Annotated in this window: 21 protein-coding genes and 1 pseudogene; 16 read left to right on the plus strand and 6 right to left on the minus strand. The window is 64.2% G+C overall.

The genetic code is table 11. From position 1 onward, the window contains the following. The 8 genes from ACK5L9_RS00660 to ACK5L9_RS00695 all read left to right on the plus strand — a co-directional run. Nucleotides 1-212, plus strand: a 212-nt coding sequence (locus tag ACK5L9_RS00660; RefSeq protein ID WP_416909520.1) for a transposase, incomplete at its 5' end; no start/stop codon positions are given. Between the two features lie 345 nt (nt 213-557). Then, nucleotides 558-2,246 (plus strand): FAD-dependent monooxygenase, encoded by a 1,689-nt coding sequence (locus tag ACK5L9_RS00665; protein WP_416909521.1) that lies wholly within the window; start codon nt 558-560, stop codon nt 2,244-2,246. Next, nucleotides 2,240-3,352 (plus strand): CaiB/BaiF CoA transferase family protein, encoded by a 1,113-nt coding sequence (locus ACK5L9_RS00670; protein ID WP_416909522.1) that lies wholly within the window; start codon nt 2,240-2,242, stop codon nt 3,350-3,352. The genes ACK5L9_RS00665 and ACK5L9_RS00670 overlap by 7 nt, the downstream gene beginning before the upstream one ends. Before the next feature lie 136 nt (nt 3,353-3,488). After that, a complete protein-coding gene (locus ACK5L9_RS00675; RefSeq protein WP_416909523.1) occupies nt 3,489-5,600 on the plus strand; it encodes a 3-hydroxyacyl-CoA dehydrogenase NAD-binding domain-containing protein in 2,112 nt (703 codons plus the stop codon). Next, nucleotides 5,597-5,905, plus strand: a complete 309-nt coding sequence (locus ACK5L9_RS00680; protein WP_416909524.1) for a Zn-ribbon domain-containing OB-fold protein — start codon at nt 5,597-5,599, stop codon at nt 5,903-5,905. The genes ACK5L9_RS00675 and ACK5L9_RS00680 overlap by 4 nt, the downstream gene beginning before the upstream one ends. Continuing rightward, nucleotides 5,898-7,025 (plus strand): thiolase family protein, encoded by a 1,128-nt coding sequence (locus tag ACK5L9_RS00685; protein WP_416909525.1) that lies wholly within the window; start codon nt 5,898-5,900, stop codon nt 7,023-7,025. Before ACK5L9_RS00680 ends, ACK5L9_RS00685 begins: the two co-directional genes overlap by 8 nt. 56 nt (nt 7,026-7,081) lie before the next feature. Next, entirely contained in the window at nt 7,082-8,614 is a 1,533-nt protein-coding gene (locus ACK5L9_RS00690; protein ID WP_416909526.1) for a class I adenylate-forming enzyme family protein, read from the plus strand. Continuing rightward, on the plus strand, nt 8,611-9,795 hold the full coding sequence (locus tag ACK5L9_RS00695) for an acyl-CoA dehydrogenase family protein (protein ID WP_416909527.1): 1,185 nt from the start codon (nt 8,611-8,613) through the stop codon (nt 9,793-9,795). The genes ACK5L9_RS00690 and ACK5L9_RS00695 overlap by 4 nt, the downstream gene beginning before the upstream one ends. Nucleotides 9,796-9,801: 6 nt before the next feature. On the opposite strand, the gene ACK5L9_RS00700 is transcribed toward ACK5L9_RS00695, so the two are convergent. The 4 genes from ACK5L9_RS00700 to ACK5L9_RS00715 form a co-directional block, all read right to left on the minus strand. Next, nucleotides 9,802-10,476 carry a TetR/AcrR family transcriptional regulator gene (locus ACK5L9_RS00700; protein ID WP_416909528.1) on the minus strand — a complete coding sequence of 225 codons (675 nt, stop codon included), beginning with the start codon at nt 10,474-10,476 and terminating at the stop codon, nt 9,802-9,804. Between the two features lie 100 nt (nt 10,477-10,576). Beyond that, nucleotides 10,577-12,256 carry a sulfatase-like hydrolase/transferase gene (locus ACK5L9_RS00705; protein ID WP_416909529.1) on the minus strand — a complete coding sequence of 560 codons (1,680 nt, stop codon included), beginning with the start codon at nt 12,254-12,256 and terminating at the stop codon, nt 10,577-10,579. Nucleotides 12,257-12,310: 54 nt separating this feature from the next. Continuing rightward, nucleotides 12,311-12,952: a GntR family transcriptional regulator gene (locus tag ACK5L9_RS00710; RefSeq protein WP_416909530.1), complete on the minus strand. Its 642-nt coding sequence runs from the start codon at nt 12,950-12,952 to the stop codon at nt 12,311-12,313. 60 nt (nt 12,953-13,012) lie between these two features. Continuing rightward, nucleotides 13,013-13,858, minus strand: a complete 846-nt coding sequence (locus ACK5L9_RS00715; RefSeq protein ID WP_416909531.1) for an isocitrate lyase/PEP mutase family protein — start codon at nt 13,856-13,858, stop codon at nt 13,013-13,015. A 139-nt stretch (nt 13,859-13,997) separates the two neighbouring features. On the opposite strand from ACK5L9_RS00715, the gene ACK5L9_RS00720 reads away from it, so the two are divergent. The 7 genes and pseudogenes from ACK5L9_RS00720 to ACK5L9_RS00750 all read left to right on the plus strand — a co-directional run. Beyond that, nucleotides 13,998-14,546, plus strand: a complete 549-nt coding sequence (locus ACK5L9_RS00720; protein ID WP_416909532.1) for a VOC family protein — start codon at nt 13,998-14,000, stop codon at nt 14,544-14,546. Between the two features lie 20 nt (nt 14,547-14,566). Next, on the plus strand, nt 14,567-15,727 hold the full coding sequence (locus ACK5L9_RS00725) for an alpha/beta hydrolase (RefSeq protein WP_416909533.1): 1,161 nt from the start codon (nt 14,567-14,569) through the stop codon (nt 15,725-15,727). A gap of 27 nt (nt 15,728-15,754) precedes the next feature. Continuing rightward, entirely contained in the window at nt 15,755-16,897 is a 1,143-nt protein-coding gene (dctP, locus tag ACK5L9_RS00730) for a TRAP transporter substrate-binding protein DctP (protein ID WP_416909534.1), read from the plus strand. Continuing rightward, the gene (locus ACK5L9_RS00735; protein ID WP_416909535.1) at nt 16,887-17,417 is read left to right on the plus strand and encodes a TRAP transporter small permease; all 531 of its coding nucleotides are present in this window, start codon (nt 16,887-16,889) and stop codon (nt 17,415-17,417) included. Before dctP ends, ACK5L9_RS00735 begins: the two co-directional genes overlap by 11 nt. After that, nucleotides 17,418-18,734: a TRAP transporter large permease gene (locus ACK5L9_RS00740; RefSeq protein WP_416909536.1), complete on the plus strand. Its 1,317-nt coding sequence runs from the start codon at nt 17,418-17,420 to the stop codon at nt 18,732-18,734. A gap of 32 nt (nt 18,735-18,766) precedes the next feature. After that, nucleotides 18,767-18,961, plus strand: coding sequence for a hypothetical protein (locus ACK5L9_RS00745; protein ID WP_416909537.1), 195 nt, complete (start codon nt 18,767-18,769; stop codon nt 18,959-18,961). Continuing rightward, a pseudogene (locus ACK5L9_RS00750) lies at nt 18,916-19,158 on the plus strand (IS21 family transposase); the annotation flags it as partial. The gene ACK5L9_RS00745 and the pseudogene ACK5L9_RS00750, both read left to right, overlap by 46 nt. On the opposite strand, the gene ACK5L9_RS00755 reads toward ACK5L9_RS00750, so the two are convergent. Beyond that, a complete protein-coding gene (locus ACK5L9_RS00755) occupies nt 19,089-19,925 on the minus strand; it encodes an alpha/beta fold hydrolase (RefSeq protein ID WP_416909538.1) in 837 nt (278 codons plus the stop codon). The pseudogene ACK5L9_RS00750 and the gene ACK5L9_RS00755 overlap by 70 nt on opposite strands. A gap of 179 nt (nt 19,926-20,104) precedes the next feature. Here ACK5L9_RS00755 and ACK5L9_RS00760 point away from each other — a divergent pair, with 179 nt between their 5' ends. Further along, nucleotides 20,105-20,479, plus strand: a complete 375-nt coding sequence (locus ACK5L9_RS00760) for an IS630 transposase-related protein (protein ID WP_416909539.1) — start codon at nt 20,105-20,107, stop codon at nt 20,477-20,479. Here ACK5L9_RS00760 and ACK5L9_RS00765 read toward each other — a convergent pair. After that, nucleotides 20,391-20,603: hypothetical protein (locus ACK5L9_RS00765; RefSeq protein ID WP_416909540.1), on the minus strand; the 213-nt coding region annotated here is incomplete at its 5' end. The two genes, ACK5L9_RS00760 and ACK5L9_RS00765, sit on opposite strands and share 89 nt — an antisense overlap.

Consider the following 20,603-nt stretch of genomic DNA (forward strand, 5'->3'; position numbering starts at 1 on the left):
GGAAGTCCGCCCGGACCACCAACGCCATCGAGCGCCTGAACGAGGAATTCCGCCGCCGCATCAAGACCCAGACCGTGCTGCCCTGCGCCGAGACCGTGCCGATGCTGCTCTGGGCGCTGCTCGCCTCCGGCCAGATCCAGATGCGCAAGGTCGACGGCTGGGAAACCCTCTCTCAGCCCCTCAAGCCGATGCCTCTTGACCTCGCCGCCTGAATAACCGAGCCCTCACATGCCCGGAGCGCGCCGCCAGACAATTTCCACAGCATGCGCGACACGGCCTTCTTTCTCGTGTGGACTATACTCCGAGGGAGCTTGTGGGCGGCGGTCCGGGCCTTGATTTCGACGCGTCACCAACACCCTTGGCCGCATTATTGTATACGATTATGGCATATATTGTCAGATTTCTTGAATTATTTGACAGTGCTGGATACAATTCAGATGTAAACCGAATCGCCTGACCTGGTGCGCAACAAAGGGCGCCGGGGAGGGCGACTGGCACCGTCACGGCCGGAAATGCGATGCGCATCCCTCTGGCCCCGCAGGTTGGAGGTTGTCGGCATGCATCAGCCCTCGCTTGAAAAGCGGTTTTCGGTTTTCTACGATTACGAGATCTTTCCCCTCCTCCGGCCGCCCGAGATGGAGGACGCTTCGCTGGACAAACCGGTTGCCATCGTCGGGGCGGGACCGGTCGGCATGGTGCTGGCGTTGCTGTTGGCGAAGCAAGGCATCGCGTCGACGCTGATTGAAAGCAAGGCGCAGGTTTCCAACGGCAGCCGGGCTGTAGCGCTCACCCGCCGGTCGGTCGAGATCCTGCAACAGGCCGGCGCCGAGAAACCTTTCGTCGCCAACGGTTTCGGCTGGAACTCCGGTGTCTCGTTCTTCAGGGGCGAGAGAGTTTTCGAGATGAAGCTGCCGCAGGATCCCGATGATCGTTTTCCGCCGATCCTGAACAATTCCCAGCAATGCTGGGGGGAATGTCTGGTCGATGCCTGCGCACGCGACCCACTGATTGATCTGCGCTGGCAGACCAAGTTGATCCGCATCACGGATGGAGAGGGCGGTGTCGCCCTGGGTCTTGACACGCCCGACGGCCCCTATGACCTGCGCGCCAATTGGGCGGTCGCCTGCGATGGCGGCCGCTCGGCGGTGCGCAAAGAGATGGGGCTGCGCATGGTCGGCACGGCCTGTGACGGCAAGTTCGTCATCACCGATTTCCGGGCGCCGGATCTTGACCTGCCGGTGCAGCGCTATTGCTATTTCGACAGCCCGTGGAATTCAGGAACCAACGTTCTGGTGCATCGTCAGCCCAATGATATCTGGCGTTTCGACTATCGCTTGCCCGATGATGAAAGCCGCGAATACGCCCTCGCGCCAGTAACCATTGCCACCCGCACACGCCGGATCATGGAGATGATCGGTCAGGTGGTAGAGTGGGAACCGGACTGGGCCACCATCTGTTCGCCCAACGCCCTGACGCTGCCGGATTTCCGCAGAGGCCATGTGCTTTTCTCCGGCGATGCGGCGCATATGCTGCCCATCTTCGGTATTCGCGGCACCAATACCGGTTTTCAGGATGCCGAGAACCTTGCCTGGAAGCTGGCCGCCGTCGTCAAGGGCGAGGGAACGCTTGCCCTGCTGGACAGCTATTCGTCGGAACGGGTGCGTGCCGCGCACGAGATCTGCGACGAGGCCGACAAGAGCACGCGCCTGATGGATCCGCCAACGCGCGGCTATCGCGTCATGAGCGAGGCGATCCTGCAATTCGCGCTTACCGAGCCTTTTACCCGCGAGATGCTGCATTGGCGGACCTCGCGGCCGCATGAATACACCCGTTCACCGCTGAACGCCGCCGGCGATGACGATGCTGCCTTTGCTGGCGGGAGTGCCCATGGCGTCGTCGGGCGAAACCTGCGTCTGGGTGATGACGACTTCCTGTTCGATCATTTCGCCTTTGGGCCGCAGCTTCTGGTTTTCAACCCCGAAGGCGCGGCGCTGGATGTCTCTGATCTGGCCGGGCGGCACGGGCTGCGGGTGCTGGCGTTTGGCTCCCGCGTGTCAGCTGCGACCGAGGAATTGTCGGTCAGCGACGCGATTCTTGCGCGTTTCGGCCTGACGGGGCCAGAGACGCATACCTGCTGTGGTCGGACATGCATGTCGCGGGGCGCTGGCAGGGCTTTGATCCCGGCCGGATTGCCGCCGCGCTCCACGCCGCCCGCAAGAACATCCGAGCGGAGCGGGACATGTTGAGCGGCGTCAGGATCATCGAAATCGAGGGCATTGGTCCCGGTCCCTTCACCGGGATGCTGCTGGCAGATCTGGGGGCCGAGGTGATCGTCGCCCATCGCAAGGGCGGCGCTGCCATTCCGGGGGCGCCCGACAGGTCGCTGCTGGATCGCGGCAAGCGGTCGATCGACATCGACCTGAAGGATCCCGCCGATGTGGAGATCGTTCGCCGCCTGATCGAAAGGGCCGATGGTCTGATCGAAGGGTTCCGGCCAGGAGTGATGGAACGTCTGGGTCTGGGTCCGGATCCCTGCCACCGGCTGAATCCGGCACTGGTCTATGGCCGGATCACTGGCTGGGGGCAGGATGGGGTGCTCAGCGGTGCCGCCGGACATGACCTCAATTATATCGCCATGTCGGGGGCGGCCTGGTACGCGTCCAATCCCGGCGAGGCTCCTTTCGCTCCCCCGACTCTGCTGGGCGATATTGGCGGCGGCGCGATGTATCTGGCTGTCGGCATGCTGGCGGGTCTGCTGCGCGCCCGTGCCAGCGGCGAAGGGACGGTCGTGGATGCTGCGATCTATGACGGGTCAGCCCATCTGATGAACCTGCTGATGATGATGCGACAATCGGGCCAGCTTGCCATGACGCGGGGGGAAAGCATGCTTGATGGCCCGCATTGGAGCCGCTGCTATGCGACCTCTGACGGCGGGCATATGAGCGTTCAATGTATAGAGCAAAAATTCTATTTTATGTTTCTGAAGAAGCTCGGCCTGTCGGAGGATGCCGACTTTCAGCGACAGTTCGACCGCACGCTCTGGCCTGAGCTGACCCAGCGGCTTGCGGCGATCTTTCGAGGCCGCACGTTGGCGGAATGGGCAGAGGTTTTCCTCGGTTCGGATGCCTGCGTCGCGCCGGTCCTTAGTCCGGAGCAGGCGTTAAGAAGTCCAATAAATACTGAGCGAAAGACGTGGCGAGAGGATGGCGGGGTGCTGCAAGCTGCCGCCGCCCCCCGCTTTGCAGGTGCCGCGCCATGGGTTGCTCCGCCCATTCCCGCGCGAGGAGAGCACCGTGAAGAAATCCTGCTCGACCTTGCCGGGGCCGGGCCGAAAGGAAAGGCGCTTCCTTAGGGTGGTCGCGCCACCCACGCCCGGCGTTGGTTTAATGGATTAATCAATTTATTTTTTGACAGAACCGGAAGCTCTTGCTAGGAAATACGGGTGGGGCACCGGCATCAGGGTCCGCGAATTGGGGAGGGGCAGCAACATGTTTCAATCAGTCCGCAGGCCGGATGGTGTGGTCGAGGTCCGGATCGACCGGCCGGATATGGACCACAACGTCCTTGATCAGGCCGCCGTCGCCGCGCTGGATGCGCTGATCGACACGCTTGCCGCCGACGATGTGCGCGCCATAATCATGTGTTCGGCCAAGAATACCTTCGTCGCCGGCGGCGATATCCGCGAGCTTCTTGCCGCCGACACGCCCGAAGCGGCGCGGGCATTGGTGTCTCGTAACCGCGCCTGCCTTCGCCGGCTGGAAACCCTCGGCAAGCCGGTCATCGCGCTGATCGAGGGGCCGGCGCTTGGCGGCGGGCTGGAAATGGCGATGGCCTGCACCTATCGCATCGCGGCGGACTCGGCCGGAGTCGCGCTGGGGCTGCCAGAGGTCGGGCTGGGCCTGATGCCGGGCGCAGGCGGCACGCAGCGGCTGCCCTATCTGGTTGGAACCGGGGCAGCGCTGAAGCTGGCGCTTGGTGGCAAGCCGGTCAAGGCGGCCGAGGCGCTGGCAATGGGGCTGGTCGATGAACTGGCCCCGCCGGGCAAGCTGGTCGAGGCGGCGCTGGCCGCGATCGAACGCGCCGCCGCCCCCTCGGTTCAGCCCTGGGATCAGGGTTCTTTCGATGGCGTGATCCCTGACACCGGGACCGAGGCCGGTCGCGCCGTGCTGGGCCCGTTTCTGCGGCAGGTCAGCGGTCGTGCGGCGCAGAACGAACCCTCGCCCGCCGCCATTGTCGGCGCGATGAAAGCGGGCCTGGCCACCGGCATGGACGCCGCGCTGGCGATCGAAGAGGATCATTTCGCCCGGATCGCCAGCGGCCCGGTGGCCAAGGCCAAGATTCGCACCTTGTTCTTCGGGGTGAAAGACGCCCGGTCGATGGCTATGCGGCCAAAGGATGTGCCGGGATACGAGGTGCGCCATGTCGGCGTGATCGGTGCCGGGCAGATGGGCCATGGCATCGCCCATGCCGCCGCGCGCAGCGGCGCCGAAGTGGCGTTGATCGACATTTCAGACGAGGCTGCCGCCAAGGGCAAGGCCGCCATCGCGGCCGCGCTGGAGCGCGATGTTTCCAAGGGGCGGATGAGCCGGGACACGGCCGATACCCTGTTGGCCCGGATCACGCCGGGTGCCGATTACGCGGCGCTGGCAGATGCCGATATCGTCGTCGAGGCGGTCTCGGAAATCGTCGCGCTGAAGCACAAGGTTCTGGCCATGGCGGCGGCGGCGATCCGTCCCGGCGTGCCGCTGGCCAGCAATACCTCGACCTTGCCGATTTCGGGCCTTGCCAGCGCGACGCCCCGGCCGGATGATGTGATCGGGCTGCATTTCTTTGCCCCCGTCGACCGGATGCCCTTTGTCGAGGTAATCCGGGGTGACAGGACGTCGGACCGGACACTTGCCCGCGCGCTGGATTTTCTCAAGACCATGCGCAAGTCGGTCGTCGTGGTGGGCGACGGGCTGGGCTTTTTTACCAGCCGGGTCGTGGCGGCCTATACCGGCGAGGCGCTGACCCTGCTGGCCGAGGGAATCGATCCCGCAGTGATCGACAAGGCCGCGCTGGCGGCAGGGATGCCGCTGGGGCCGCTGGCCATGGCCGACATGACATCGCTGACGCTGCTGCGCGACATCTTCCGCTCGATCAGCGGCGATGGCAGTCGGCAGGGCCTGAAGGGGATGCGTGCCAACGAGGCGCTTGAGCGCATGACCGATAAATTCGGCCGCAGCGGAAAGGCTGGCAGCGGTGGTGTCTATGACTATCCCGACGGCAAGCCCGCCCCCTGGCCGGGTCTGGCCGGGTGCTTCCCACCGATGGCCGCGCCACTTTCGCCCGAGGTGATCGAGCAGCGGCTGATGTATGCGCAGGCGCTGGAGGCCGCGCGACTGATCGAGGAAGGCGTGGTCGCGACACCGCGCGACGCCGATGTCGGCTCGGTGCTGGCCTGGGCTTTCCCGTCCTGGACGGGCGGGGTGGCAAGTTATGTGGACATGATCGGCCGCAAGACCTTCGTGGCCGAGGCCGAAAGGCTGGCAGCGCGGTTTGGCGGGCGGTTCGTGCCGCCGCAATCGCTGCGGGCACCGGCAGGCAGGGGGGCAGCATGATGGACCATCTGAACGAGGCCCGCAGCGCGCTGATCGGCAGTCTGGATCCCGGCACCGGGCAGGTCTATTTCCCGCCCCGTCCGCTGGCAGCGGATGGTTCGATGCGCGCGACCGAAACGGTCGAGCTTTCGACCGGAGGGCTGCTATATTCCTGGACCGCGCTCGGCCCGGTTCATTACGGGCAGATCGACCTGCCCGAGGGCGTGCGCCTGCAATGCGAGATCGTGCCGGGCGAGCATCAGATCGGCACCCGCTATGTGCTTGAGGCGTCGGGCGACGAGGGATGGAGGTTCCGCCGTGCGTGAGATTTTCGTTGCCGGATGCGGCACGGTTCAGGTGGGCAAGCACCCGCTTGGCTCGGGCCGCGAACTTGCGCGACAGGCTGGCGTCGCGGCACTGGCAGATGCCGGCGCCACCTATCACGACATGGATGCGTTTTATGCCGGTGTTGCCATGCCGACCTCGCCGGCTGCCGTGTTGGTGGGCAAGGAATTCGGCCTGACCGGCATCCCGGTGGTGCAGATCACCAATGCCTCGGCCAGCGGCCTTGCTGCCGCGCATGAGGCCTGCCTGGCGATGGAGGCGGGCACTGCCGATCTGGTGCTGGTCATCGGCTATGACGTGCCCACCAATACCGACAACCCTATCGCCGCGCAGGGCTATCTGCCGCCGATGGCCCTGTTTGCCATGTGGGCGCGCCGACGCATGCACGAGGTCGGTACCACCCGCGAACATCTGGCCATGGTCGCCGCCAAGAACTGGAACGCGGCGCGTTCCATCCCCTTTGCCGCGCGGCGCTCGGATCACGAGGTCACGGTCGAAGAGGTTCTGGCCAGCCGCGAGGTCGCCTCGCCGCTGACCGCGATGATGTGTACCCCCTGGGTCTATGGTGCCGCCGCCGTGGTGCTTGCCACGCGCGAGGGGCTGAAAAAGCTGAAGAACGCGCGCTGGCCGATGGCCCGCATCGCCTCGTCCGAGTTCCAGTCCGAAGTTTATGGCGATCATCACATCATCGAGGGCGCCATCGTCGGCCCGGCCGAGATCAGCCGGACCACGGTGTCCGCCGCGCTGGACAAGGCGGGGCTTGGCCCGAAAGACGTGGATATCGTTCAGGTGCATGACGGCTTTGCCATTGAGGAGTTGGTCTATTGCGAGTTGTTCGGCTTTACCGAGCCGGGCGAGACCGAGAAGATGCTGGAAAAGGGCGCTTTCGGTCCCGGCTCGCGCAAGCGCTTTGGGTTGCCCGAGGTTTCGACCGATGGCGGGCTGATCGGGCGCGGCCATCCGGGCGGGCCCTCGGGCGTATTCCAGCTTATCGAAACGCAGCGCCGCTTCCGTGATGTCGGTGACAGGGTGGGGCTTTGCCATCTTCTAGGCGCGGGCTCGACCTGCATCACCCAGATACTGACACGCACCGACGGTTAGGCGTCGGCGGGCCGGGCAATCTCGATGGCCGGGAGGAGCCGGTAGGGGAGGAAAAAATGTTCGCACAGGCCTTGGCACGGTCGTTCCGCCTGCATCGCAGCGGGATCGCCCTGATACATGACAAGCAGGAAGTCGGCTGGGAGGCGCTGGGGCGCTCGGTCGCCGGCGTGGCGGGTGCCTTGCGCAAGGCGGGCATCCGGCTCGGGGACCGGGTGGCGGTGTTGGCCGACAATTCGCCCGCCCATGCCACGGCGATGTATGCCATCGCCTGGGCTGGCGCGGTGCTGGTGCCGCTCAATACCCGCCTTTCGGTCAGCGAAATGGCGCAAATCCTTGCCGAATCCGGGGCTGTGGCGCTGTTTTCCGATGCCGCCAATGCCAGCGCGGCACAGCAATTGCGGCGCGATCTGCCGCTGAAAAGCTATGGGCTTGGCGCAGGCGCCTCCGGTCAGGACTGGGCGGCAAGCTGCGGCCACGCGGCGGTGGATGCCGCCACCTGCCCGATGACCGAGCTTGCCGCCATCTATTATACCGGCGGTACCACCGGCGCGCCCAAGGGGGTGATGCTGTCGGATGGCGCGCTGCTGATGCAGGGAATGACACTGTGCGACGAGTTGTCGATCAGGCGGCAATCGATCGTCCATCAGGCGCCGCCACTGTTTCATCTTGCCGGCGCGGGGGTAGCCCATGCCTGCGTGCTGGCCGGCGCAACACAGATCTATGCCGGCCATTTCGATGCGGCGGGTCTGCTGCGCACGGTAGCGGAACGGCGGGCCACGCATGTCAGCGTGGTGCCGACCATGCTTTCGGTGATGATGGAACTCGACGGGGTGAGCGACGCTTTCAGATCTGTCGAGCGGATGATCTACGGCACCTCATCGATCACCGAGGCAGCCCTGCGCAAGGTGATCGCTGCCTGTCCCAATGCCGAGATGACCCAGATCTACGGCCAGACCGAATGCGCCGGTGCCTGCCTGTTCTTGCCACCGGAAGATCACGCGCTGGATGGCCCGCGCCGGGCGCGGCTGGTGACTGCCGGGCGCCCCAATATTTTCAGCGAAGTCCGGTTGGTCGATGCCGCTGATCAGCCGGTCGCGCCGGGCACACCGGGCGAGATCACCATTCGCGGTCCTTCGGTCATGCTGGGCTATTGGCAGAAACCCGATGTCACCGCCGATGCGCTGCGCGGCGGCTGGCTGCATACGGGCGATGTCGGGCTGGAGGACGAAGCGGGCTATATCCGCATCGTCGACCGGATCAAGGACATGATCGTGTCAGGCGGCGAGAATGTCTTCTGCGCCGAGGTCGAGAACGCCATTGCCACCCATGCCGAGGTATCCTTCTGCGCCGTTGTCGGCCTGCCCGACGCGCGTTGGGGTGAGCGCGTCCACGCCGTGATCGGTCGGACGGCGGGCAGCGCATTGGGCGAAGCGGCGGTCATCGCCCATTGCCGGGCCCTCATCGCCCATTACAAATGCCCCAAGACGGTATCGTTCACCACCGAACCGCTTCCGCTCAGCCCGGTCGGCAAGGTTCGCAAGGACTTGCTCCGCGCGCGTCTCATCCAGAAAACCGGAGCCGTCCAATGATCCACGATCCCCTGCCGCGACCGATCTTTTCAGAAGACCACGCGATGTTTCGCGAACAGGTCCGCCGCTTTTTCGAAAAGGAGGTCACACCGTTCCATGCCGGTTGGGATGAGGAAGGCATCGTGCCACGCGCGATCTGGACCGCCGCCGGCGAGGCTGGCATCCTCTGCCCGACCGTCGCCGAAGCAGATGGCGGCGCGGGTGCCGATTACCTTTACAGCGCCATCGTCATCGAGGAACAGAGTCGTGCCTGGGCCTCGGGCCCCGGATTCTTCATCCATTCGGAAATGGCCGCGCCCTATGTCAGCAATTTCGGCAGCGCGGCGCAGAAACAGGAATGGCTGCCCCGGCTGGTCGCGGGCGACGCGATCATCGGGGTCGCCATGTCCGAGCCCGAGGCGGGAAGCGATCTGCGCGGGATGCGCACCCGAGCGACCGAAACAGGGGAGGGTTGGTTGCTGAAGGGGCAGAAGGTCTTCATCTCCAACGGGCAGATGGGCGATGTCTTCGTGGTTGCCGCCAGGACCGGCAGCGAACGTGACGCGGACGCGATCTCGCTGTTTCTCGTCGATGCGACGCTGCCGGGCTTTCGCCGGGGCGCGAATCTGAAGAAGCTGGGCGCCCACGCGCAGGACACTTCGGAATTGTTCTTCGACGATGTGCCGCTGCCGCGCACGGCGCTTCTGGGCGCAGAGACCGGGTCGGGCTTCAGGCAACTGATGCAGGGGCTGAACCGGGAACGGCTGTCGATCGCAATTTCCTGCGTTGCCAAGGCCGAAGGAGCGCTGGAGATGACGCTTGCCTATGCGGCGCAGCGCAAGCTGTTCGGCAAGACGCTGGTGGATTACCAGAACACCCAGTTCGTTCTGGCTGGGATCCGCGCCGACATTACCGTCGGTCGGGCCATGGTCGATCACCTGCTGGGGCTTTATCTTGCAGGCCAGCTTGACGCCAATGCTGCGGCCTCGGCCAAGCTGTGGACGACCGAGATGGTCGGCCGGGCGGTGGATGCGTGCCTGCAACTGTATGGCGGATGGGGTTACATGTCGGAATATCCGATCTCGCGCGCCTATGCCGACGCCCGCGCCGAGAGGATCGCCGGCGGCACGTCGGAGGTGATGAAGTCGATCATTGCCAAGTCGCTGTTCCGCGAACATGGCATCCGCGCCGATTTCGGCTGAAGCCGCTCAGGTGCCGTCGGTCCCCAGGGTCAGGCCGCGCATCAGCATCTCCAGCCCGGTGTCGACCGCAAGTTCGCGCTGCACCGGGTTGGTGATATCGACCCCATAGCTGTTGCGGATCATCGGCGCGACCGAGAACACCACCGCGCCGGCGGCGTAGATCAGGTTCGTCAGCAGATAATTCGGAGCCGGGCCGATGATCCCCCGCGCGCGGGCGGCGTCGAGCACCCGGTCGAAATGACGGAAGGTTCCCTGAAAATAGGCATCGCTCAACCAGGCAAGCCGCTCGGTGTCGAAAGAACCTTCGATGATTACCAGCCGCGCGATCTCGGGATAGACGCTGGCAACCTGCATGTGGCGGTGGATCACATGGCGCAGAACCTCCCTGAGGTCGGCATCTTCGCTGGTGTCGATCATCAGCGGGAATTCCCGGTTGGCCCGCTTGAAAAGATCGGCGACCGTGGCTTGCCAGAGCAGTTCCTTGGTCTTGAAATGGTAGTGCAGCACCGACTGCGCGATGCCGGCCCGCGCCGCGACCGCGACCGTGGTCGTGGCATCGAAGCCGCGGGTCGAGAAGTGATGCAGCGCCGCGCGGAGAATCAGTTCGGTGGTCGCGTCGCGGTTTTCCAGATCCGCCAGGCGCGGCCGTCCACGCCCGCGTGCGAGTGTTGTCTTTTTCATCCTGCACCTTCCGTCACAAGGCCGGATCCGGCCCGCGCTGTGCCGAACATACAGGGCAGGGGCGGCAGAGGAAACAGCGGTAACGGGGGGCCAAAGGGCGTCAGGGCTGCCCGTCCTTGACGATTTCGGTCCAGGGGCGGGCCTTCAGGTCGCGATACTTGGATGTCGCAGCCAAGGGCAGGACGGTTTCATCCCAGATCCCGATGACCACGCCGACACCGCGCATCTTGACCCGCATCGCCGCGAACTGTGTCGGCGACATGGTCGTGCGTTGTGCCGGACGGCGTGCCCAGGCGAACAGTCTGTCATACATGCGCGTGACAATCGCGGCATGTTCGGGGCTGGTGCCAAGATCGACCAGCTCGTCAGGGTCGTTCGTCAGGTCGAACAGCAGCGGCGGATCGCCGGTTTCGAAATGGATCAGCTTCCAGTTCCTGTCGGCGATCATGAAGCCGATGCATTGCTGCGTCGTCGCCTGCAACGCGTCGGCAAAGACAGCACCGGAATAATCGACCTCGCAGATCACATGGTCGCGCGGGGTCTGGTCAGCCTTGCCGTGCAGGACGGGCAGCAGGCTGTGCCCCTCCAGCACATGCGAGGCGATCTCGCCGCCGGCGACATCGACGAAGGTCGGGACCAGGTCGATCGCCTCGACCAAGGCATCGCTTACCGTGCCACGCGTGCCATCGGCCTCGGGCGAGGGGTCGTAGATGATCAGTGGAACTCGGGTCGAGACATCGTGGAAGAACATCTTCTCGCCCAGCCAGTGATCGCCCAGAAAATCGCCATGGTCCGAGGTCAGCACGATCATGGTGTCCTTCATCCGCCCGGTCTTTTCCAGCCAGTCCAGCAGCACCCCAAGCTGATCGTCGCATTGCCTGATCAGCCCCATATAGGCCGGGATCACCGCCTCGCGAACCTCCTGCTTCGAGAAGGTCGTGCCGATCACCCCTGTCATCATGGTCTTGAGCACGCGATTGGCGTTCTCGAATTCCGCGTCGCTGCGGATTGGCGGCAGGACATGCTCGGGCCCATACATCGAGGCATAGGGTTCGGGCACGATATAGGGCCAGTGCGGCTTGATATAGGACAGATGGCAGCACCATGGCCCCTCGGCGCGGGCGATGAACTTGATGGCGCGGCGGGTGAGGTAGGGGGTTTCGCTGTCCTCCTCGGCCACATTGGCGGCACGGGCCGAATTTTGCAGAAACCAGCCCGACAGCACGTTGCCCCCGGCGTCGATGGCCGAATTGGCATAATCGTGCCACGGGTTCTCGCCCGGATAGCCACGCGCGTTCAGATAGGCATTGTAATGTCTCGCGGCCGAATAGTCGTAGCGACCTGCCGGCCCTTCGGGGTTGACGCCATCGTCGCGTTCGACCACGTCGAAGCCGCATTCGGTCACGCGGGCACCGACCCGGCTGTCGCGGGGGATGCCCAACCGTGCCATGCCGTCCTCATCGGCGACCATATGGGTCTTGCCCAGCAGGTAGCAGTTCATCCCGGCCTTGCGCAGGTGATCGCCCATTGTCGGCTCGCCAACGTTCAGCGGCACACCGTTCCAGCCGGCGCCGTGCGAATGGACATAACGCCCGGTATAGGTGGACATGCGCGACGCGCCGCAGACCGGCGCTTGCACATAGGCGCGGTCGAACCGTACGCCGCGCGCCGCCAGCCGGTCCATGTTTGGCGTTTGCAGATGCGGATGGCCATAGCAGGACAGGAAATCGCGCCGAAGCTGGTCATACATGATGAAAAGGATGTTCCGGGGGCATGACATGACGGGCTCCTCAACGGGTGCGATATCGGCGCGAAGCGCCATTTCTGCCGGGCGTTACTTCGTGTTCCGGTGCGCGGCTTCGGCGCTGGCGAGGATGTGCGAGCGCATGATGGCCGAGGCCCAGTCCGCATCGCCGGCTTCCAGCGCATCGACGATCTCGCGGTGATGGTCCATCGAACGCTTCAAGCGGGTGGGGGAAAATCCCGAGAACCGCCGCTGCACCAGCAGCGGATGGGCGAGGTTTCCGATCACCTCGGCCAGACGGCTGTTGCCCGACGCCTCGATGATCGTCATGTGAAAGCGGCTGTTCAGCCCGGTGATCGCCTCCAGCGCCTTGCCGGTCCCCAGTGAGGCCGCCGCCTCCATCTCTGCTGCCAGCGCGCGCAGGGCGGCAATGTCGGCTGGGGTGGCCTTGCGTGCCGCGATGCCGGCACCAAAACCTTCCAGAAGCGCGCGCATCTGGGTGATCTCGTCCAGATCCTGCGAGCTCCAGTCCGCGACACGGGCACCGGAATTGTGCAGCGTCTCGACGAAACCCTGAGCGGTCAGCTTCTGGATGGCATGGCGGATCGGCGTCCGGCTGACCCCGATCTGCTCGGCGATCAGTTCTTCCTTGATCCGGTCACCGGCCTTCAGCGTGCCTGTCATGATCGCGGCTTTGATGGCGTCATAGGCAAGGTCGGTGCTGCTGGCCAATTCTGTTCTCCGTTCCGTGCGGGTCGGGACGCCTCGCCTCGCCGTTCTGTCCGGGCCTGTTTACAGGGATACCGCCGACGGAACCAGTTCGTCCAGACCGACCGCAGAGTTGTATTCCCCAAAGCGAAGCCGCGTCGCATTCTCGGGCAGGTGGCCGGCCTTCAGCATAGCCGCATAGGTCTGCTGCAAGCTGTGTGCCACCACCAGAAGCGACGAAACCGGATAGAGCGCCAGCGCGAAGCCCAATGATTGCAGATCTTTCACCGGCAGATAGGGGGTGCGCCCGTCCTCGACCATATTGGCGACCAGTTTCGCGCCCTTGAACGTCTCGGCAACCAGGCGAAGCTCTTCCATCGACTGCGGCGCTTCGATGAACAGAAGATCTGCGCCTGCGTTCAGAAACGCCTCGCCGCGACGCAGCGCCTCGTCCATGCCGATGACGGCACGCGAATCGGTGCGCGCCATGATCAGGAAGTCGGGCGAATCGCGGGTTGCGACGGCGGTGGCGATCTTGAGGGCGGCTTCTGCGGTGCCGATCACCTCTTTGGAGGCCATGTGCCCGCAACGCTTGGGAAACACCTGATCCTCAAGCTGGATACAGGCGACGCCCACCTGTTCGTACATGCGCACGATACGCGACACGTTCAATTCGCTGCCATGCCCGTTATCGCCGTCGGCGATCATCGGCACGGCACCGGCGGCTTCGGTCAGGGCGCGCGCGCGCTCGGCCATCTCGGTCGCGGTCATCAGGCCGATATCCGGCATTCCAAGCGCCGAGCCCGACACGCCGAAGCCGGTCATATAGACCGCCTCGAACCCCGCCTGACCGGCCAGTCTGGCGGAAAGGCCGTCATAGACGCCGGGTGCCATCAGTGTGGGAGCCTGTTCCAGACGGGTTCTCAACATACGGCGATCATTCATCTTTTTCTGCCCCTGATTCGCTCTCTTGGGCCATATTGTATCCAATAATTGAAAATTTTGAAAGTTTTGTTTGCAAAAATTGCATAATGGGATACAATTTTGGACATCAGCATGGAATCACCTGATGGAGGAGCAGATGGCGACGGGAATCAGCGGGCTGCATCATGCGGCGTATCGGTGCAAGGACGCCAAGGAGACGGTCGAGTTCTACCGGAAATATCTTGACCTCGATTTCAACATCGCCGTGGCCGAGAACTATGTGCCTTCCACCGGCGAATGGTCGCCGCATATCCACATCTTCCTGCAGATGGCCGATGGCAGCTTCGTCGCCTTCTTCGAACTGCCCGAGGACAAGGGCAACATCCTCGACGACGAGACCCCGAAATGGGTGCAGCATCTGGCCCTGAAGGTGCCGGACATGAAGACGCTGGAGGCCTACAAGGCCCGCCTCGTGGCCGGTGGCGTGGATGTGCTTGGACCGACCGATCATACGATCTGCCAGTCGATCTACTTCTTCGATCCCTCGGGCCACCGGCTGGAACTCGCCATCGACACGACCAGTGCCGAGATGGGGGCGAAGCTGCGCGAAGCCGCCCCGGCCACGCTGGAGGAATGGTCGCGCACCAAGCGTGCGCCGGATGTCGATCCGATGCACGCCAACGCCCGCAACTGAGCCGCCGAAAGCCTGTCGTGATGCGATCCTTTCCCCTGAAACGGGAGCCGATCATCATCGGCTTCGAAGAAAAGGCCGCGTTCACCGAGACCTATGGTTTCGTCGGTTCGCAGGGTCATGTCTTTCTCGAAGGGCAGCGCCTGCTGCCCGACGGGCAAGACAGCGACACGGTGCTGATCTTCATGCACCCGGCCAGCACGCTGAACCTGATGCCGTTGCCCGCCGCGCTGGCACGGGCCGGTCATCATGTGATCTGCGCCGGATCGCGCTATGCCAAGAACGACACCGCGCTGATCATGGAAAAGGTTGCCGTCGATCTTGGCGCCTATGTTCGGCACGCGCGCGAGGAACTGGGCTACCGGAACGTGGTTCTGGCCGGTTGGTCGGGCGGCGGATCGCTGGCGACCTTCTATCAGTCACAGGCCGAGAAGCCGACCGTGACCGAAACCGCCGCAGGCGAGACTTACGACCTGCAACGGGCCGGGCTGATGTCGGCCGATGCCCTGATGTTCATCGCCGCCCATACCGGGCGGGCGCGGATACTGGCCGAGTGGATCGACCCTTCGGTCACTGACGAATTGAACCCGGATGCCTGCGATCCGGCGCTGAACCTTTATGGCGCGGGAATCGCCCCGCCCTATTCGACCGAATTCGTCGCCGGCTTTCGTGACGCCCAGATCAGGCGCGTTCGTCGGATCACCGACCGTGCGCTGGAGACCCTGGACATGCTGCGCAAGCGTGGCGGGGCCGAGTTGGAGCGTCCTTTTCTGGTGCATCGTACCATGGCCGATCCGCGCTTTCTCGACCCGTCGCAGGAGCCGAACGACCGCCAGCCCGGCTGGTGCTATCTCGGCAATCCAGAGACGGTGAACAACGGCCCGGCGGGGCTTGCGCGGTTCACCACGCTGCGGGCCTGGCTCAGCCAGTGGTCGCCCGATCATTCGCGCGCCGATGCCGAAGCCTGCATCCGCGACGTGACGGTGCCGCTCCTGGTGGTCGAGAACTCTGCCGACGATGCCGTTCCCACGGCGCATCCACGCTGTGTCTACGCAGCCGCGACTATGGCCGACCGCAGCTATGCGCGGATCGACGGGGCGACGCATTATTACAAGGAACAACCCGAGCACCTGATCCGGGCCGTCGGGTTGCTAACGGACTGGCTTGCCGAACGCGGGTTCTAGGCCCGGCTCGGGGCCGCCCGACGGTGTGTGGCGAAAGGCCGCAGGACAGCCGCGGCTTTCGCTGTGGTGCAGGATAAAGACAAGGGCCGGGGACACATGGCGCCCCGCGAATGTATACAATCAACCCAGGGAGGAGTGACCATGAAAAGAAGAACCCTGCTCGGCGGCGGCCTGTCGCTTGCGGCAATCTCGGCCACCGGGATCATGCGACCGCGCGCCGCCTCGGCCAAAACGGTCAACCTGCGCGTGGCCTCGTATGCCCCGGCCGGAAACTTCGTCAATGACGAGATCATCGCGGGCTTTCTGGACGCGGTCGTCGCCGACAGCGAGGGGACGCTGGCCTATCAGATCTTCCCGGGCGGCACGCTGGGTCGCAACCCGACAGAACAGCTGCGGCTGGTGCAGGATGGCGTTGCCGATATCGCGCTGATCCTGCCCTCATTCACCCCCGGCGCGCTCGATACCTATGGGGTGATCGAAATTCCCGGCCTGATCAACGACCCTTACGAAGGCTCAATCGCCCTGGGCGAGGCCCTGACCGCCGGCCTTCTGCCCACGCCCGAGCGCACTCGGATGCTGGGCGTCTTCAGCACTGATGTGAACATCCTCAGCCTGACCGCGCCCGTTGCCAGTCTCGATGAACTGAAATCGAAGCGTATCCGCGTCGTCGGCCGTCCGCAGGTCGAAGCGATCAAGTTCCTCGGCGCCGTTCCGACAAGCGGCATCACCTCGCCCGAGACCGCCGAGGCGATCAATCGCGGAACCGTCGATGGCGCGGTGATGGGGCCGGGCGCTCTGGTTGCCTATCGGGTCAGCGAGGTCGTCAGGCAGCATATTCCGCTGCCGATGGGGGCGCCGACCATGATGCTGCCGATGAACGCAGCCAGTTGGGACCGCCTGTCCGAGCCGGCGCAGGCTGCCTTTGTCAAGCATGGCGGCGAGCCCTTCTCGAAATTCGCGGGCGAGATCTTCAAGCGCCAGGCCCAGCATTTCCTTGAACAGAATCTGGATATGGAAGGCCATTCGGTTCTGGAAATCGATGATGCTACCATGGCCCGCTTCACCGAAGGCACCGCGCCCATTGCCGACAGTTTCGCCGCCCGGGGGCCGGAATTCGCCGCCGTGCTGGAAAGCATGACCGCCAGCCTGGAGCGTATTCGTGCCCAATGATCGTTTCACGGCAACTGATGATGACCCGCGAACCACGGGCCGCGCCTATTTTACCGAGACCTGCAATCTTCTGGCGCAGATCCTGGCGATCACCTCGATGGGGCTGGTCTTCGTCTATGTGCTGATGATCTGCGCCAATGTGGTCATGCGCTATTTTCTCAACGCGCCGATGGGTTGGGTCAGCGACATGGGCGCGATTTTCGTGCCCCTTGCCATGGCACCCTGTCTGGCTGTGGCTGCGGCGCGCGGGATGCTGGTCGTGGTGAGCATGGTGGGCGAGAAACTGCCGCTCCCCCTGCGCCGTTTCTTCGTGCTGCTTGCGCACACCGGCACCGCAGTGGTGTTGGCGGTGATCGCCTGGCAGGTCTTCGGCTACGCGATGGACACCTTTCATGAAGGCCGGTCGACCATGCTTGTCGGCATTCCCACCGCGCCGGTCTGGTTTGCCGTCGCCGCCTCTTTCGCCCTGGCGGTGCCGCTGTCGCTGGCTCCACAAATCATGCGAGACCCGGAGGTCTGAATGGTCGGCAATCCGATTCTGTGGCTGGCGGGTGCCTTCGTCAGTATGCTGGTGCTGATCTTCGTCGAGGTGCCCATCGGCATTGCCATGGCCATCGTCGGAGTCATCGGCGTAGCGCTTCTCATCGGGCTCGACCCTGCGCTGACCCTGCTGGCGGTCGAGCCGGTAAGCGCGGTCAACAGCGCCGAGCTCGCGACCATCCCGATGTTCCTGCTGATGGGCAATCTCGCCACTTCGGCGGGTATTTCCGGCGACATCTTCCGGGTGGCACAGGCGTTTCTGGGCCATCGCCGTGGCGGCATGGCCATGGCGACGGTGCTGGGCTGCGCGGGCTACGGCGCCATCTGCGGCTCGTCCGCCGCGACGACCGCAGCCATGACCCGTATTGCATTGCCAGAGATGGAATCGCGCCGCTATGGCGGCGGGTTCGCAGCGGCGACCATCGCCACAGGGGGCGGGTTGGGCATGCTCATTCCACCTTCGATCATCATGGTGCTTTATGCGGTTCTGACCGAACAATTCGTGTTGCAGCTTTTTGCGGCGGCCATCGTTCCGGGCTTGTTGAGCGTCAGCCTTTATCTGATCGCCATCACCTATATCGCCCGCCGCGACCCGGAGAACGCGCCACCGACCGACCGCGCCGTCTGGGCCGAACGCTGGCGGGTCACTCTGCAGGGCTGGCGTGCCTATGTGACGATCCTGCTGGTCGTGGTCGGCATCTATTCGGGCGTGTTCACCGTGCTTGAGGCCGCAGCCGTCGGGGTTTTCGTCACCGGCACGTTCTGGATATTCTCGCCGGCGCGCGGCTGGACCGAACTGAAATCGCTCGTCCTGGAGGCGGCATCGCTGACCGGCATGATGGTGACGATGGTCATCGGCGCGTCGGCAATGGGCTATCTGCTGACGCTGACCAATGCGCCGTTGCAGATCGTGGGTGCGGTCGAGAACATGGGCCTGTCGCCGCTGATGGTGCTTATTCTGCTGCTGGTGATGTATATCCTGCTCGGCATGGTATTCGATTCCATTGCCGCACTGGTTCTGACGACGCCCTTCGTCTTTCCGCTGGTGGTCAGCCTTGGCTACGATCCGGTCTGGTGGGGCATCATCAATGTCATGATCATCGAGATCGCACTGGTCACTCCGCCCGTCGGCATGAACGTGTTCATCGTGCAGGCACTGGCACCGCACCTGAAACTGGGCATGATCTTCCGTGCATTGGGGCCGTTCATCGTTGCCAATATCGTCTGGTTGGCACTGATGATCGCCTTCCCGATCATCGCGATGTGGCTGCCGGGGGTCATCGCCTCGTCGTATTGATCCAAACGCTTGCAGAAGCCGTTTTCGATGAGGTGGCGCCCTGTGTACATCTCGGCATCAAGTGGCATGGGTATGGCGCGGCGCGGATGCTGAAATACGGCGATCTTCGCGCCGCGCTTGTCGAGATCGGCGATGACGGCGCCGAACTCAACACATGTGACATGGGGGGCGACGCCAATGCCGCCGAAGCCCGCAGTATCGCAACCGCCGCGAGGCCGGGGCGGTGATGCAGACGGACTGTGCCGGCCACACGATCCCCGTCATCAACCCTGGCACCGACTGCGCGCACAGCGTGCAGGTCTTTGTCGCTGTTCTGGGGGCATCGAACTACACCTTCGCCTGTGCCAGCCTTAGTCAGAAGTTGCCGGACTGGATCGAGGCGCAGGTCAGGGCGCCGAAGTTCATGGGCGGCGTGCCCAAGGCGCGCAGACTTTCCTCGGGGCGTTCCTCGAACAACAGGTGCCCGGCACCGGGAACATAGGCGATGCGGGCATCGGGCAGCAGATGCTGCCAGTGCGGCGCCTGCGCTACCGGGATCAGCCGATCCTCCGCCCCCCAAAGCAGCAGGGTGGGCATCGTGATCCGGTGGCCCCAGCGGGTCAGGATCGGGTCACCGTCAGGCGCGGCTTCCAGCGCGCGGCCGAAGGCCTGCATCTCGCGGCTCAGTTGGGCATCGAAGCCAGGATCGGGGGTCTTGGGGAAATAGCTCGCCGCGACTATCGGATCATGGGTCAGGTAGGCCGGCACCTCCTGCGGTGCCAGTGCAAAGAGGTTGGCGGGCGGTGCCGCGTCCACCTGTAATCCGGCCGGGGCGGCCAGCACCAGCCTGGTGATGCGTTGTGGTTGACGGATGGCAAAGGCTGCCGCCAGCCAGCCCCCGAAGGAAAAGCCCGACAGCGCAAACCGGTCAAGGCCGAGCCGGTCGAACAGGTCCATGTAATGCAGCACATGATCCTCGACCGATGCGATGGCGGAGTTGTCGCCGGATTCGCCGAAGTTGGCGTGGAAGGGGATGAGGACACGATGGGTCCGCGCCAGATCCGTGGCGAAGGCAAAGCCGGGGAAGGTGCCGGTGCCGTGCAGGAAGACCAGCACGGGTCCGCTTCCACCGGCCAGCAGCACGGTTTTGGTGCCGTTGATGTCATGCGTCTCGCGGGTGAAGCCTGAGGGTGTCGGAACAACGGGGGGCATGGGGCGATCCTCGGTCAGGGGTTGGCCCGCGTCGCCGGGCGCAGGGTAAGGGCCGCGAATTGTGCGGTTGCATTGGCAATACGTGCGGCGAGCAAGCCGGAAGGCGCCCTGCCAGCCACGATTTCCTCGGTGCAGGCGTAGATATAGCCAAGCGACCTTAAACTGATTATTTGTGTGTCATGACGTATTCACTTGATTTCCGCCGCCACGTTTTGTCCGTTCGGGAGAAGGAAGGGCTGACCTTTGCCGAGACCGCCACGCGGTTTTCGGTCGGGATTGCGAGTCTGACCCGATGGGCGAAGTCGCCTGAGCCCAAGGCGACACGCGAGGGGCGCCCCCGCAAGGTCGATCCGGAGAAGCTGGCGCAGGACGTTCGGGACCACCCCGACGCTTACCAATATGAACGGGCGGCGCGGTTCGGTGTCACACCGAAGGCGATCTGGAACGGGCTGAGGGCGCTCGGCGTCACATATAAAAAAATCCCTGACGCACCCGAAGGCGGACGAAGCCGCGCGGCATGTCTTCCGCGAGAAGATTGCGCAATATCAGAGTGATGGACGGCCCATCGTTTATCTGGACGAAAGCGGATTTGCCGCCGACATGCCCCGCACGCATGGCTATTCGGCGCGAGGACACCGCTGCCCCGGCACGCATGACTGGCAGGCGCGGGGCCGGACC

It is taken from the genome of Paracoccus sp. (in: a-proteobacteria), assembly GCF_047973135.1.
In the GTDB taxonomy this organism is placed as follows: domain Bacteria; phylum Pseudomonadota; class Alphaproteobacteria; order Rhodobacterales; family Rhodobacteraceae; genus Paracoccus.